Here is a 13,682-nt window from a genome sequence, read left to right on the forward strand (position 1 = left end):
CTGGCTGCATGATTGCAATGCGAGGGTTACATCTGGGCGATATATTTGGATAGCGCTTCAAATTTCTCGGCATCATTGTCCACAAAACGGATAACGATTTTCACCACATTGGTATCCGGGCGACTCTCGCCCGCCTGAATGCTGTGCACATAGCCGTTCACCCGCGCCAGGCTGCTGCCATCGCCGGTTTCGATATCCACCACAGCCTGCTCGAACAAGCCGGGCAAATTATCGGCGCGCTGCATTAAACCACTCATTAATTGCAGCGACATTTCACGAATCACCACGCCAAAAAGACGATTGTTCGCAAAACGCAATTGCGCTTTACCCTTGACCGTTTTGGCCGGAGCAGGGGCAGGCGCGGCTGTCGGTTTGGCACCCAGTGCACTGGCACTGCTATTGGCAAAGGGGTTGGCCACTGGCGCGGCCGCCGGCTTGGCACCACCGGTGAGTACATCCACCGAGGCAAAGGCAATGCCCTGAGTGGTCGCGCTGCGGGCGCTGGCCTCGGGGGCTTTGCCTGCCAGTTTGAGTTGTTTGAAGACCTTTTTAAGCAGCTCCTCGGCAGAAAAGGGTTTGGAGAGATAATCCGACACCCCCAACTGGATCGCTTTGACTATGTGACTGCGGTCGCCGCGACTGGAAATCATAATAAAGGGCACCGCGCCTGCATTGGGCATGGCACGCACCGCCGTCAGCAGTTCAGCGCCCGTCATGTTGGGCATTTCCCAATCCGAGAGAATCAGGTCTACCGATTGATTTTTCAGTTGTGCCAAGGCGCGAGTGCCGTCTGGTGCATCCAGAATTTCCACTCCGGGGATCTTATCCCGCAACTGTTTCTTGATCATGTCGCGAATAAAGGTGGCATCGTCCACCACCAAAATACGTATTGCCATTGCCCTCTCCCAAGCGATATGTCACTAGAGACTAGACTATGTTTGGCGGGGCTGCTGACAAAAAGAGGTATGCAGGACAACGACTTAAGCGCGAGCGCGGCGCGGCATCAGGGGGATAATGCTGGGGTCTTCTTCGGGGGAATAGTTGGCACTGGAGGCATCGATGGCAATACGCACCCAGTGGCGCAATTCATCGGGCTCATCGAGCAGGCTGTCGTGCAGTTGGTAAAAGTCGGATTGCACTGTCACGCCGCGCGGCTGCAGCGAGTGCATCCCCTGCTGCTCATAGAGCGAGCGGGAGCAATCATCGGCGCGGAAATAGAGGCGATCATTCACGATCAGCGCAAATTGAACCCCATGATGGTAAACCGCCGCCCCATTAAAAATGCGGCGATAAGCTACCTCTGCCACGCGCGACAGGCTGGCAATGACATGGTCAAGGTAGGCGTTACTCAGGCTCATGGAGACGATGTCCTATCGTGTTTTTTGGCAGCATCCAGCGGTAAAGTGATGCCAAGTTCCACAGGTTTTTGGCATCGGCAGAGCATAGTTTAATTTTTGACGCCAGAAAACGCTTAATTGCTCAAAATCGTATAAAAATCGTGCGCCCCCGCCAGCGCAGGCTATAGCAGCTCGGCGCGGGTAAACACCCACTCTGTGGGCGAGGACATCGCCTTGTTGTAGGCATAGCCTGCCGTATCAAACCCTTTGATCTGCTCCACCTGGGTCAACTGGTTTTGCACTATATACGCACTCATCATGCCGCGCGCTTTTTTGGCAAAAAAGCTGATGATTTTGTATTTGCCGTTTTTCTGATCCTTGAACACTGGCGTAATCACGTCGGCATGCAGTTTTTTGGGATTCACCGCGCTCCAGTATTCGGTGGAGGCGAGGTTCACCAGCACTCGCTCGCGCTGACGTTCCAACTCGGCATTGAGCTGATCGGTGATGATATCGCCCCAAAAGTGATAGAGGTTTTTACCGCGCGGGTTGGCAAAACCGGTGCCCATTTCCAGGCGATACGGCTGGATCAAATCCAGCGGGCGCAGCAAGCCATAGAGACCACTGAGGATTCGCAGGTGCTGCTGGGCAAACTCAAAGTCACTGGCGCTGTAGGTCTCTGCAGCCATGCCGGTGTAAACATCGCCCTTGAACGCAACAACGGCCTGTTTGGCATTGTGCGGGGTAAAGGGCGGTTGCCACTCCAGAAACCGCTGGGCGTTGAGCTGGCCCAGTTTTTCGCTGATGGACATGAGCTGGGACACCTGCGCAGGCGGCAGGCGACGCAGGTCGTTAATCAGCAGTTGAGCCTGATCCAGAAATTGTGGCTGGGTATGGATGGCCGTGGGTGATGGGGTTTCAAAATCCAGGGTTTTCGCCGGGGATATGACATGCAGCATAGAGTGAACTCGTAACAACTAAAGACGCAGCAAAAGGCTATTCGGGTTTGAGCAGATCCAGCCACCAGTTAAGCGGTGTCTGACCGTCGGTGGGGTCATAGACATTGCCGTACATCCACGCGCTTTGGCCGTCGCGCCCGACAAACTCGTTGAGGATATTTTCAATCGCACTGAACCCGCAGCTCACATGAATGGAGTAGACCAGCATACGCGGGGTTTCGCGATCCAGTTCACCGCCCAGTTTTTCCAGCTCGGGGGTGAGGAGGTCGGCGATGGCTTGGATATCGCTGCGGCTAAATACCCGGATACTCAGGTTGCCGCTGCGCTGTACCAGGTCGAATTCCCGTGTATCGCTGAGCATTTTCACCACATCACCACTGGCGAGGCCTTTGGCAAACGCGGGTGACTGTACCAGTTGGAAATTGCCATCTTCCAGCTCACGCACATGGAGTTGCTCGACGATGGGCTTGCCATCCGCGCCCACTCCTGCAAAAAGTTCTATCACTTGTAACGCTTTCATCGACACCTGTTCACCTTGCATTTAGATCTTATCGTCAAAATAGTTGTGGCATTATACTCACCTCTGTCACAAGGAGTCCCACTATGAAACTGTTCTCGCACTTACTCGGCCTGATCGCCTTCACCACGCTCTTAACGGGCTGTGTGGTCAATCCGGTCACAGGCAAAAGCCAACTGTCGATTATGTCTCCCGAACAGGAGATCGCCACCGGCACCCAAAACTACGGCCCCGGCCAACAGGCACAGGGTGGCCAATACGTCGTAGATCCGGGACTGACAGCCTATGTACAGCAAGTAGGCAAGAAATTGGCCGCCGTGAGCGACCGCCCCAACCTGCCCTATGAATTCGTGGTACTGAATAATGATGTGCCCAACGCTTGGGCTATGCCCGGCGGCAAATTGGCCATTAACCGCGGCCTGCTGGTGTATCTGGAAGATGAAGCCCAATTAGCGGCCGTACTGGGCCACGAAATTGTGCACGCCGCCGCGCGCCACGGTGCACAACAACAAACCCAGAATGTATTGATGGGCGCCGGGGTATTGCTCGCGGGTGTGGCCATCGCCGAGAAAAAACCGGAATACGGCGTGCTCGGCATGGGTGCTCTGGCCGTGGGTTCCCAGGCATGGCAAGCCAAATATGGCCGCAGCCACGAGCTGGAATCTGATGAAGTCGGCATGAAGTACATGGCCAAAGCCGGATACGACGCGCAAGCGGCCGTGGAATTGCAGGAGATTTTTGTGAAGCTCTCCGAGGGTCGCAACAGCGGCTTCATTGAAGGCCTGTTTGCCAGTCACCCGCCGTCACAAGCGCGGGTAGAAGCCAATCGCAAACACGCTGCCCAATACCCTGGCGGTGTGCGCAACAAAGCACAATTCCAGCGCGCCATGGCGCAGGTAAACAAAGACAAAAAAGCCTACGAGAATTACCAAAAAGCGCAAAAGCTGGCCGGCGAGAAAAAATACATCGACGCCATGAGCTATGTTGAGCAATCCATCCAACAACAGCCCAAGGAAAACCTGTTCTGGGAGATGAAAGGCCAGCTGTTATTGCAACAGAAAAAAGACAACGACGCCGTGGTTGCGTTGGATCGCGCCATTCAGGCCAACCCGCAATATTTCAAACCCTATGTGTTCCGTGGCATCGCCTACAAGCAACTGGGTAAAAACGATATGGCGGAAAAAGACCTGACCACCAGCCAGCGTTATTTGCCAACCCAAATAGCAACTTACTATCTGGGTGAAGTGGCACTCGCCAAAGGCAACCGCACCCAAGCCGCGCAGTATTTCCAGCAGGCAGCCGAAGGCGGCGGTGAAATTGGCGAAGCGGCAAAAGGGCAGCTGGGGAAATTGCAATAATTTGTTGAATCCTTGCAGATAATGTCTGCAAAAAATGACGGCGGCGATAACGGCTTTGCGTATAATCGCCGCCTCATTATTCCAATAACGATAACCACCACACCATGAACCACTCAGCTACCGCTGCCACCCCGCACAGAATTGTCACCCTGCTCGACACCATCGCCGAGATTACCGGCACCACAACGGCTTGGCTCACTGGCCTGATGGTCATCATCGCTTCCGTCGTCGTGGGTTTGCGCCATCTGTTTAATATTGGCTCCATTGGTCTGCAAGAGTCGGTGACTTATATGCACGCCGCCGTCTTTATGCTGGGTGCGGCCTATACCCTGAAAAACGATGGCCATGTGCGCGTGGATATACTGCACAAGAAAATGTCGCCATCAACTCGCGCCTGGGTCGAGGTACTGGGCAGTTTATTGTTCACCTTGCCGGTGATGGTATTGATTGGCTGGGGCAGCCTGGAATTCGTGCGCGAGAGTTGGCGCATCCATGAAGGCTCGACCGATTCTGGCGGTATCGGTGGCGTCTATTTACTTAAAACCTTGCTGCCAGTGATGGCGGTGAGCCTGAGCTTGCAGGCGATTGCCGAACTGCTGCGCAATCTGCTGGCGCTGATGAACCTGGCTCCTTTCCCGTCAGCATCCGCCGCGGAGGATTCATCATGCTGATCGAATTAATCCCGCTGCTGATGTTTGCCGCCATCTGCCTCTTTTTAATGTTCGGCTACCCGGTTGCCTTCACCCTCGCGGGCGTTGCCCTGGCATTTGCCGGGCTGGGTATTCTGGGCGGCGTGTTTGATCCCAATTTATTAAAAAGTTTTCCCGCGCGCCTCTACGGCATCATGAATAACTACACCCTGGTGGCGGTGCCGCTGTTTGTGTTTATGGGCGGCATTTTGGAAAAGTCGCGCCTCGCTGAAGACCTGCTGGCCAATATGTCCAAAGCCTGCGGGCGCCTGCCCGGCGGTCTGGGCATTTCGGTAGTGCTGGTTGGCTCCATGCTCGCGGCCAGCACCGGCATTGTGGGCGCCACTGTGGTGACCATGGGGCTGATGTCGCTGCCGCTCATGCTCAAGCGCGGCTATGCCCCCAGTTTTGCCTGCGGCACCATTTGCGCGACCGGCACGCTGGGGCAAATTATCCCGCCCTCCATCGTGCTGGTATTGCTCGGCGATGTACTTTCCAGCGCCTATCAACAAGCGCAATTAAAAATGGGCATCTTCAACCCCAAAACCATTTCCGTGGGCGATTTATTTATCGCCGCCATGCTGCCCGGTTTGGCGCTGGTGTTGCTGTATATCCTCTATGTATTTTTCACCGCGTGGCTGCGTCCCAACATTATTCCGCGCGTTGAAATTAACGATGATGACAAGGTATCTCTCTGGCGCTTATTCGCCAGCTTGCTACCGGTGTTGCTGTTAATCAGCCTGCTGCTCGGCTCGATTTTAATTGGCGCTGCCACCCCCACCGAAGCGGCCGGTGTCGGCGCACTCGGAGCCTGTATTCTGGCATTGTGTAAAAAACAATTGAGCTGGGCGCGCCTGCGCGATGTCTCTCGCTCCACCACACAAATCAGCGCCATGATTTTTATGATCCTGATCGGCGCCTCTTTATTTTCACTGGTGTTTCGCGGCTTTGGCGGCGAAGAGTTGGTGCATCAGTTTTTCAGCAGTTTGCCCGGCGGCGTTTACACCGCCATTGCGCTGGTGATGCTGGCGATGTTTATCCTCGGTTTTATTCTCGACTTTATTGAAATTATTTTTGTAGTAGTGCCGATTGTGGCACCGGTACTGCTCGCTATGGGTGTCGATCCCATTTGGCTCGGCATTATGATCGCCGTCAATTTGCAAACCTCATTCCTCACACCGCCTTTTGGTTTTGCTTTGTTTTACCTGCGCGGCGTGGCCCCTGCCAGCATTAAAACCAGCGAAATCTATCGCGGCGTACTGCCCTTTATCGGCCTGCAACTCGCCTTGCTCTGCATCATGGCGCTCTGGCCCAGCCTCGTAACCTGGCTACCGTCACAGCTTTAATAACCCTCACATTTTTTAACAGCTCCCGCCACATTCCCTGTGCCACTATAAGGTTTCACAGGGAGTGTGACCCGCCTCCCAGAGCTATCAATCCAATAAGTGTTTTAAGCGCCAAGCCGCTAGAATTCACCGCGTTTCCCGCCATCAGATTTAGTCGCCGTTGCTGCACTAAACAGGGATTTTTTACATCCATTACAAGGAGATTTTTATGTTATCGATTATTCGTTTAACCGCTGCCATGGCAGCACTCAGCCTCGCAGCCTGCGGTGGCGGAGGCGGTAGCGACAAGCCCGCCAGTAGCTCGTCCGCAACCAGCCAAGCGCTATCCAGCAGCTCATCCTCCCCTCAGGCCTCGTCCAGTTCGACTACTTCAAGCGCACTGTCATCATCCAGCAGTTCATCTGCCGCGAATCTGGTCACGGTAAAAATCAACGGCACCATCAATGGTTTTGATGAATCGGGCCAGAGCACCACTTTGGATAAATCACAGGTCAACGTCGAATTGGTGCTGCTCGATGCCAATGAGCAACCGCTAGCCAACGCTGCCCCTATCGCCAGCGACTACAACAACTCCACCGAACTGCGTTTCAGTGCCGACCTGAGCGCCACTGGTGCCACCAGCCTTGCGCTGTATATCAGTGCCCCGGGGCACACCAGTTATGCACGCAAGTTGCCACCGGAAAGCAAAATCAATGTGGATGCAAAACTGCAAGCCGTACCGGTACAAACCGTTGTTCCCGGCACGGCGACCACCGCCTCCGGCGTCAGCCTGGATGGCTTTAACATTCAGGTCAGCGGCAACGATGAACAGCAAAGTAACGGTCTGTTGATCAACATCCCGCAATCGCTATTGCCCGAGGATACCAGCTCACTGGAAGTGGCCGTGCGCACCTTTGACCCCAACGAACCCAACGATGCCGAGTTTTTCCCCGGCGCCTATGCGGACTCGGATGGCAATGAACTCGCCTCCGTCGGTTTTAACTTTGCCGAGATCAAAACCAGCGCCAACGAACCTGTCGCCGTCGCCATGCGCAAGGCGCGCCAACAAAAGCTGGCCAAACTGGGCGGCGCCCAAAAGACCCTTGCGGAAGAGCCTGTCACTATCAATTACCAAATCCCGCCGCAGAGCTGCAGACTGCTCGAAAGCCTCGGTGACAGCGCGCCAGACATGGCAGGTTTCCAGGTGCCGGTTTACACCTACAACAGCAGTGCAGGCCTGTGGGATTTGATCGGTCAGGGCACCCTGTACAACGCAGCAGGCCAGCAAGTGCCCGCCACCCAAACCCTATTTAATTGCGATAGCGCCACCTTCACCCTGGAAATTCTGGTAACCAATGAAATCTTCCAGCGCGAGTGGTGGAACCTGGATTACCCACTGGCCTTTAACCAACCCACTGATTATTGCGCCCGGGTGCAGCTGAAAAATACCGAGGGACAAGTGCTCAGCGGTATTAACGGTTATGTCATGGACAACGACGACACCTTTAACTTCGCCTCCACCCTGTTCACCAGCGGCGAGGATGGCACCGCCCATATCCGCATCGCCCAATCGAGCCTGAACCCGGACCTGGACGCCGAGGTCTTTTTCTTCAGCAATAGCGATTTTGGCTATGTCACCCACCCGATCACCCTGTCGAGCAACTGCATCAACCCGCCGCTACAAGTTATCGAATTGAGCCGCCCGCAGCTTTGTGAGGTCAGTGGCAAGTTCCTCTACGAAAACGGCCAGCCAGTCACCCGCAACCTGGTTTATGGCCTTAGCAGCCAGACAGCAAACGCGGTCTATGGGTTTGATTTCACCTACAGCAATGCACAGGGCAATTACCGCCTGAATTTACCCTGTGGTGGCCACTACGACATCTACAACTTCGCCTCCATCCTCTCCAACACTCAGGCGCAATGGCAGCAGACACGTATCGACGGCAACCTTGATGCCGATGAGCAGAGTGACGATGGTGCACAGGTGGTGATGAAAACCCAAACCATCAAGCACAGTGCACCACTGATCATGGGCAGCTATGACCCTGCCAGCAAGCAACTGATCCTGATGGCTTACGGCAACTACGACGCCTTCCCCATGGATGCCACCATCACCATCAAACGTCTGGAGAGCGGCGCGGTAGTGGATACCATCACCACCCGCATTAATGTCGATGCCCAATCAGACGACGAGGAACGGCCTTTCTACTTCATGGGCACCCAAACCTTCACCCGGGACTTGCCGGCAGATAGCTACCTTCCCGTGAGCGTCAACCTGGTCGATGGTTTGGGTAAAACCTGGAACGATGTCAACGGCATGATTTACATCATCACCGAACCGGACTAACTCTCTCTTATCACCAACGGCTCCTTCGGGAGCCGTTTTTGTGTGGAGACTGGCTATACTGCAAGCTCCAAGCCGGAGAAAAATGCGATGCAGTCCTTTGCCAGTGAGCCCAGCGGCACACTCACCCTACAAACCATTACCATGCCCGCCGATACCAATCCTTTTGGCGATATTTTTGGCGGCTGGGTAATGGCGCAAATGGATATCGCCGGTGCCATCCACGCCAATGAAATCTCCCACGGCCGCGTGGCGACTGTCGCCGTTGGCAGCATGGTGTTTATGCGCCCGGTGCCCGTTGGCGCCATCATCAGTTGCTACACCAGCACCCTGCGTATCGGCAACACCTCCATCCGCGTCAAGGTGGAGGTCTGGATCAAGGATTTCCTCACCCACCAGATACTGCAAGTCACCCAAGGTGAATATGTGTATGTGGCAATCGACCAGCAGGGACACAAACGCCCGGTGCTACAACACACGCAGAAATCCGATTAAATATCCCGAAATTTGAATGATAAAGAACTAAAAATCTGATCTATTGTCCTAACAGGAATAGGCTCCATCATCACCAAAGCATCATAACCAGTTGATGTATATAGACTTTTATATGTAAACCCGAATTTACACAGCGCTATAGCCAATAGTTAGCGCAGCAGAGCTAGACTAGGCATTACTGTAATTATTCAGGCTTACTGTTATCTTGGTAAAAAGCACACCCCAGAGGCAATTATGCTCAAGGATTCTTCTGCCGGTTACGGCCTTATTTCAATCATCATTCACTGGTTCAGCGCCCTGCTGATCCTGTTTTTGTTTGGCCTGGGTATTTACATGACCGGGCTGGGTTACTACGACGACTGGTATCACAAAGGCCCGGCACTGCACATCAGCTTGGGGCTCATAGTGCTGCTGTTGATGCTAGTGCGCGTCACCTGGCGCATCCTCAACCCCACACCGACCGCATTGGGCAATCAACGCGTGCAACTCCTCGGTGCCACGCTGGTCAAATGGGGACTTTATCTGGCCATTTTTGTGGTGCTGGTCAGCGGTTACCTGATCACTACTGCCGAGGGAAAACCGGCGAGCCTCTTCGATTGGATTTATTTCCCCTCATTTGCCACCCTCAGTGCCCAGCAGGTCGACCTCGCCGGTGAATTACATGAATATGTGGCCTGGGGCATTATTGGTCTGGTGGTACTGCATGTTGCCGGCGCACTGGTGCATCACTTTGTTGTGCGCGACCGCACGCTGGTGCGCATGCTCAAGCCGGTGAAAAAATAATGTTATGCAATACTCTGTACCTAAACTGTTTATCCATTATTGTTCGACAATCGTTTAACCCTAAAGGAGTTTCACAATGTTAAAAAAATCTCTGCTCGCCCTCGCTGTTTCCAGCATTGGCATTATGAGTTTGCCGACTCTGGCAAACACCTATGAAATTGATACCAAAGGCGCCCACGCCTCTATCAATTTTGCCGTTAAACACCTGGGCTACAGCTGGCTGACCGGTCGCTTCGACACCTTCTCCGGCCAGTTCACCTACGACCCAGCCAAACCGGAAGCCAGCACCGTGAATGTCACCATCGACACCACCAGTGTGAACTCCAACCACGCCGAGCGCGACAAACACCTGCGCAGCCCCGATTTCCTCAACGTAGAAAAATTCCCCAAAGCGACGTTTGTGAGCACCAAAATTGTATTGGACGATGACAATGACGAGTTCAATATTGTGGGCGACCTGACCCTCAATGGCGTGACCAAAAGCATCACCATTGAAGTGGATAAAGTAGGCGAAGGCAAAGATCCATGGGGCGGCTACCGCGCAGGCTTTGAAGGCGAAACCGAAATCAATATGAAAGATTTCAACATCAAAATGGATTTAGGCCCAGCTTCACAAACCGTAAAACTGGAACTGCATGTAGAAGGGATTAAAAAATAATTTAACGCAAATTATTTTTTCCTTTCGTGCGTCAAACGCACCATAAAAAAGAGGCCATAGCGGCCTCTTTTTTATGGCATCCGGTTCAGAGAGTATTACTCCTCCACACATCCCTTCTCGCCATCCGGCAACTTTTCCAACCGAATATTGGTGATGCTCAGGGTAAGCTTACCATCAGTAGCAATGCTGAAAGGACCGCTGATTTTGCTTAGGTCAAAGTTATCCCCTTTAAAGCAGTTCAAAGGTAGCGGCAGGCTGAACCATTCACCTTTGGGCATTTTTTTGATCAAGCCATTAATAGGCAAATCGGCGCGGCAAGGGTAGCCACAATCCAAACCGATGGTGACATTTTTGTCTGGCTTCACATCCACACGCATATCAATAGTAAGTGAGGCTGCGTCTTTGAATTTGGATAAATCAATCGGCCTGCCGGACAATGAGAAATTGCCTTGCAGTTTTTTACGCGATGCCCAAGTAATTTGAATCGCATCGCCCTTGCCTTTGAAATTTGTGGGTGCGACAATGACTTTCCCACCCGCCGACTGCCCTTCGCGCCCCTGCAAAGGCGTGTACCAATTAGTGGCGTCACCCACGGCGATACTGCGGCTAATCAGTTCACCTTTCACCAGATAAAAATAATTAGGATTCAGTTCTTGCGCCTGTGCAGCTGCCGATAACAACCCAGTGCCGGACAGCAGAAGCAAGCATTTTATAATGCGGGAGTAACCCATGATTGAGGCCTCGTTAGAAAATTATTATGGGGGCAAACAGCGGCTCAATAGCCAAGCAACCGCTGCGCACAATATTTATCCGCCGGGGAATTATGTCAATGGTTGCGCATGATTCTTGTGCTTCAATCTGACAGCCGCTGTTGGCCCAGCATCGCCCAAGTCTGTCATGACATGGCGGGTAGCACTTGTGAAGCCGGTGGATATAAAAACCCGTGCCTCGTGCTAAGCTTTTGCACCATCGATACACATTGGTCGCGCCAACGGACAGGAAAAACTACGCCTGCTCTTGCCCGATCATGAACAACATAAATGAGGGTGCATTGCACAAATGTTATGAAGCTTAATCTGTTGCTTGGCGTCCTGGCGCTCTCACTGAGTTTGGTATCTTGCGGCGGCTCGTCAGCAGGCGATGAAGCTGTATCCAGCAACGGAAGTAGCAACTCGACTAAGTCGAGCACATCGACGCTCAGTACCTCATCTGTCAGCAGTTCATCCATTGCCAGCAGTGATGCACAATCAAGCGCACTTCCCCTCAGCTCATCCTTTGCTTTATCCAGCAGCATTTCATCCGCGATATCAAGCACATCAATGGCGAACAGCAGCGAAGGCAATTCAAACAATCATTTTGTTGCTGTGCATTTACGCAGTGAAATAAACCGTGTGCAGCCCATGACCGGGATCGTATTCTGGAGCGATAATCTCAGCGCGTTAACCGCATTGGGCAATAGCGTGCAGTTGGAATTTTCCTACCTGCGTTATCGCGATGTAGTTACCACCCTTGGCACTTACAACTGGAATCTGGTTGACCAAAAACTGGCTCAAGCAGCAGCGCGCGGACGGCAAATGATTTTTCGTTTCCGCGATACCTATCCGGGAGTCACCGCCAGCTCTATCCCCAATAATCTGCCGTCCACTATCAGCAAGGTAGAAGGCAAAAACACCTTTATTCCCGATTGGTCATCAACAGAACTACAGGCATTTCTTCTCGATTTTTTTACCCGTTTCGCGGAGCGCTACGACCATGATCCGCGCCTTGCCTTTATACAGCTCGGCTTTGGCTCCTATGCCGAATATCACCTTTATGATGGTAACCCGACTCTCGGTCAAAACTTCCCCGGCAAACCGTTTCAAACAACATTCCTCAATCATGTCGCCAGCTTATTCTCACTCACACCATGGTCCATATCGATAGATGCTGCCAGCCCGGACTATTCTCCCTTTTCATCCTCAACGACATTAAAGAATCTGGCATTCGGATTGTTTGATGACTCCTTCATGCATGAAAATCACTCGCGAAATGACAGCGAATATAATCGTGCCTCCTGGATTTTTTTCGGTGCAAACCGCTACCAACAAAGCCCAGCAGGCGGTGAATTCAGCTACTACACCGACTATGACCAAGCCCATGTACTTGATCCTGATGGAGCACACAATAAATCGTTTGAAGCATTTGCCTGGCAGTATCACATCACTTACATGATCGGGAACGATCAATTCAATTATCAGCCCCAAACACGAATCAAAACCGCCGCCATGGCAACAGGCTACGCCTTTCGCGTGAGCAGCCTGGAAAGCAACGGCAAAACGGTGCGCCTCAGTATTCGCAACGAAGGCATAGCCCCTTTGTACTACGATGCTTACCCCACCATTAACAACCAACGCGCCACGCAAAGCCTGAAAGGTTTATTACCCGATAGCACTCGCGATATAGAAATCACCCTTGATGAACACAACCCGCAAGATATTGAATTAACAATTGAAAGCGATCGATTAGTACCAGGGCAAATTATTCAGTTTAATGTGGATTTATAATCTTCCAACATCGAAAAGCATTTATTTTGGATAAGAAAAAGCCCTGACATGCAGGGCTTTTTCAACGCGATGAAGCAAGCAAAAAACTATTTGATGTTTTGAATCTGTTTTGCAAGTAATTTTAAAAAATCATTAAAAATCAAAAGAGTATGAATGCTTCCCTTTGTCAAAAAGGTTTAGTGTCACCGACTATGTCACCATGAGGCCTATGCCTTACTCCTTCGCTGCAATAAAAATCTTATGTTTTTTCTGCTTCAAAAATATCTTTTATTTGGGAGTTTTTTTCGGATTTATCTTCAATTCTCTTTGGCCAGATTATTGAGTTTAGTAACATTTTTTTGAATAAAATATGGCACACAGTTTAGTAATCCTTTTAAATCAATGGTTTGCATTTTACTTTGCTGTTGTTGCGTGATTTGCAATTCTGTCTCTGTCGCCTCTCAAACAAATTAATGATCAGAATATTCGCGTAGGTGCTTATCCATTGTTTTGATAAGCGCCCAAGAGTCAGAGCAGGAGTGTAGTGGGACTATCGGTAGTGATCTAGTAACTAACGGCTAAACGTGGCGCATAAATTTTAATTTAGATAAATGCGCCTTCCAAGGAGAGATTTGGTAATCCGTATGCGGTGTGTAACTGTGCGCCAGTTACTGGACAAAAATAGGTTCCTGAGT

Annotated in this window: 13 protein-coding genes; 8 read left to right on the forward strand and 5 right to left on the reverse strand. The window is 52.0% G+C overall.

Annotated features, from left to right (window positions below; translation table 11 throughout):
• Positions 1-26: 26 nt before the first annotated feature.
• From B0D95_RS13120 to B0D95_RS13135, 4 genes are all read right to left on the reverse strand, one after another.
• Positions 27-896, reverse strand: a complete 870-nt coding sequence (locus B0D95_RS13120; protein ID WP_078044309.1) for a response regulator — start codon at positions 894-896, stop codon at positions 27-29.
• 84 nt (positions 897-980) lie between these two features.
• Positions 981-1,358 carry a TfoX/Sxy family protein gene (locus tag B0D95_RS13125; RefSeq protein ID WP_078044310.1) on the reverse strand — a complete coding sequence of 126 codons (378 nt, stop codon included), beginning with the start codon at positions 1,356-1,358 and terminating at the stop codon, positions 981-983.
• 161 nt (positions 1,359-1,519) lie between these two features.
• On the reverse strand, positions 1,520-2,296 hold the full coding sequence (gene yaaA, locus B0D95_RS13130; RefSeq protein ID WP_078044311.1) for a peroxide stress protein YaaA: 777 nt from the start codon (positions 2,294-2,296) through the stop codon (positions 1,520-1,522).
• 37 nt (positions 2,297-2,333) lie between these two features.
• A complete protein-coding gene (locus B0D95_RS13135) occupies positions 2,334-2,822 on the reverse strand; it encodes a DUF4265 domain-containing protein (RefSeq protein WP_078045759.1) in 489 nt (162 codons plus the stop codon).
• A 77-nt stretch (positions 2,823-2,899) separates the two neighbouring features.
• Between B0D95_RS13135 and B0D95_RS13140 the strand changes: the two genes are divergently transcribed.
• The 7 genes from B0D95_RS13140 (at position 2,900) to B0D95_RS13170 (ending at position 10,465) form a co-directional block, all read left to right on the forward strand.
• A complete protein-coding gene (locus tag B0D95_RS13140; protein WP_078044312.1) occupies positions 2,900-4,171 on the forward strand; it encodes a M48 family metalloprotease in 1,272 nt (423 codons plus the stop codon).
• A 104-nt stretch (positions 4,172-4,275) separates the two neighbouring features.
• The gene (locus B0D95_RS13145; RefSeq protein WP_078044313.1) at positions 4,276-4,842 is read left to right on the forward strand and encodes a TRAP transporter small permease subunit; all 567 of its coding nucleotides are present in this window, start codon (positions 4,276-4,278) and stop codon (positions 4,840-4,842) included.
• Positions 4,836-6,206: a TRAP transporter large permease subunit gene (locus B0D95_RS13150; RefSeq protein WP_170941650.1), complete on the forward strand. Its 1,371-nt coding sequence runs from the start codon at positions 4,836-4,838 to the stop codon at positions 6,204-6,206. The genes B0D95_RS13145 and B0D95_RS13150 overlap by 7 nt, the downstream gene beginning before the upstream one ends.
• Positions 6,207-6,414: 208 nt before the next feature.
• On the forward strand, positions 6,415-8,532 hold the full coding sequence (locus B0D95_RS13155; RefSeq protein ID WP_078044314.1) for a hypothetical protein: 2,118 nt from the start codon (positions 6,415-6,417) through the stop codon (positions 8,530-8,532).
• A gap of 87 nt (positions 8,533-8,619) precedes the next feature.
• Positions 8,620-9,024 (forward strand): acyl-CoA thioesterase, encoded by a 405-nt coding sequence (locus B0D95_RS13160; RefSeq protein ID WP_078044315.1) that lies wholly within the window; start codon positions 8,620-8,622, stop codon positions 9,022-9,024.
• A gap of 234 nt (positions 9,025-9,258) precedes the next feature.
• Positions 9,259-9,807, forward strand: a complete 549-nt coding sequence (locus B0D95_RS13165; RefSeq protein WP_078044316.1) for a cytochrome b — start codon at positions 9,259-9,261, stop codon at positions 9,805-9,807.
• A 76-nt stretch (positions 9,808-9,883) separates the two neighbouring features.
• A complete protein-coding gene (locus B0D95_RS13170) occupies positions 9,884-10,465 on the forward strand; it encodes a YceI family protein (protein ID WP_078044317.1) in 582 nt (193 codons plus the stop codon).
• Positions 10,466-10,560: 95 nt separating this feature from the next.
• On the opposite strand, the gene B0D95_RS13175 is transcribed toward B0D95_RS13170, so the two are convergent.
• Positions 10,561-11,196: a putative glycoside hydrolase gene (locus B0D95_RS13175; protein ID WP_078044318.1), complete on the reverse strand. Its 636-nt coding sequence runs from the start codon at positions 11,194-11,196 to the stop codon at positions 10,561-10,563.
• 333 nt (positions 11,197-11,529) lie between these two features.
• Between B0D95_RS13175 and B0D95_RS13185 the strand changes: the two genes are divergently transcribed.
• Positions 11,530-13,008 carry a DUF4832 domain-containing protein gene (locus tag B0D95_RS13185; RefSeq protein WP_149867913.1) on the forward strand — a complete coding sequence of 493 codons (1,479 nt, stop codon included), beginning with the start codon at positions 11,530-11,532 and terminating at the stop codon, positions 13,006-13,008.
• Positions 13,009-13,682: the final 674 nt, after the last annotated feature.

Source organism: Cellvibrio sp. PSBB023, assembly GCF_002007605.1.
Classification (GTDB): Bacteria; Pseudomonadota; Gammaproteobacteria; order Pseudomonadales; family Cellvibrionaceae; genus Cellvibrio.

Excerpts from the sequence above, each read along its gene's own strand:
- B0D95_RS13120 (WP_078044309.1), bottom strand. The coding sequence starts at position 896 with ATGGCAATACGTATTTTGGTGGTGGACGATGCCACCTTTATTCGCGAC.
- B0D95_RS13125 (WP_078044310.1), bottom strand. The coding sequence starts at position 1,358 with ATGAGCCTGAGTAACGCCTACCTTGACCATGTCATTGCCAGCCTGTCG.
- yaaA (WP_078044311.1), bottom strand. The coding sequence starts at position 2,296 with ATGCTGCATGTCATATCCCCGGCGAAAACCCTGGATTTTGAAACCCCA.
- B0D95_RS13140 (WP_078044312.1), top strand. The coding sequence starts at position 2,900 with ATGAAACTGTTCTCGCACTTACTCGGCCTGATCGCCTTCACCACGCTC.
- B0D95_RS13145 (WP_078044313.1), top strand. The coding sequence starts at position 4,276 with ATGAACCACTCAGCTACCGCTGCCACCCCGCACAGAATTGTCACCCTG.
- B0D95_RS13150 (WP_170941650.1), top strand. The coding sequence starts at position 4,836 with ATGCTGATCGAATTAATCCCGCTGCTGATGTTTGCCGCCATCTGCCTC.
- B0D95_RS13155 (WP_078044314.1), top strand. The coding sequence starts at position 6,415 with ATGTTATCGATTATTCGTTTAACCGCTGCCATGGCAGCACTCAGCCTC.
- B0D95_RS13160 (WP_078044315.1), top strand. The coding sequence starts at position 8,620 with ATGCAGTCCTTTGCCAGTGAGCCCAGCGGCACACTCACCCTACAAACC.
- B0D95_RS13165 (WP_078044316.1), top strand. The coding sequence starts at position 9,259 with ATGCTCAAGGATTCTTCTGCCGGTTACGGCCTTATTTCAATCATCATT.
- B0D95_RS13170 (WP_078044317.1), top strand. The coding sequence starts at position 9,884 with ATGTTAAAAAAATCTCTGCTCGCCCTCGCTGTTTCCAGCATTGGCATT.
- B0D95_RS13175 (WP_078044318.1), bottom strand. The coding sequence starts at position 11,196 with ATGGGTTACTCCCGCATTATAAAATGCTTGCTTCTGCTGTCCGGCACT.
- B0D95_RS13185 (WP_149867913.1), top strand. The coding sequence starts at position 11,530 with ATGAAGCTTAATCTGTTGCTTGGCGTCCTGGCGCTCTCACTGAGTTTG.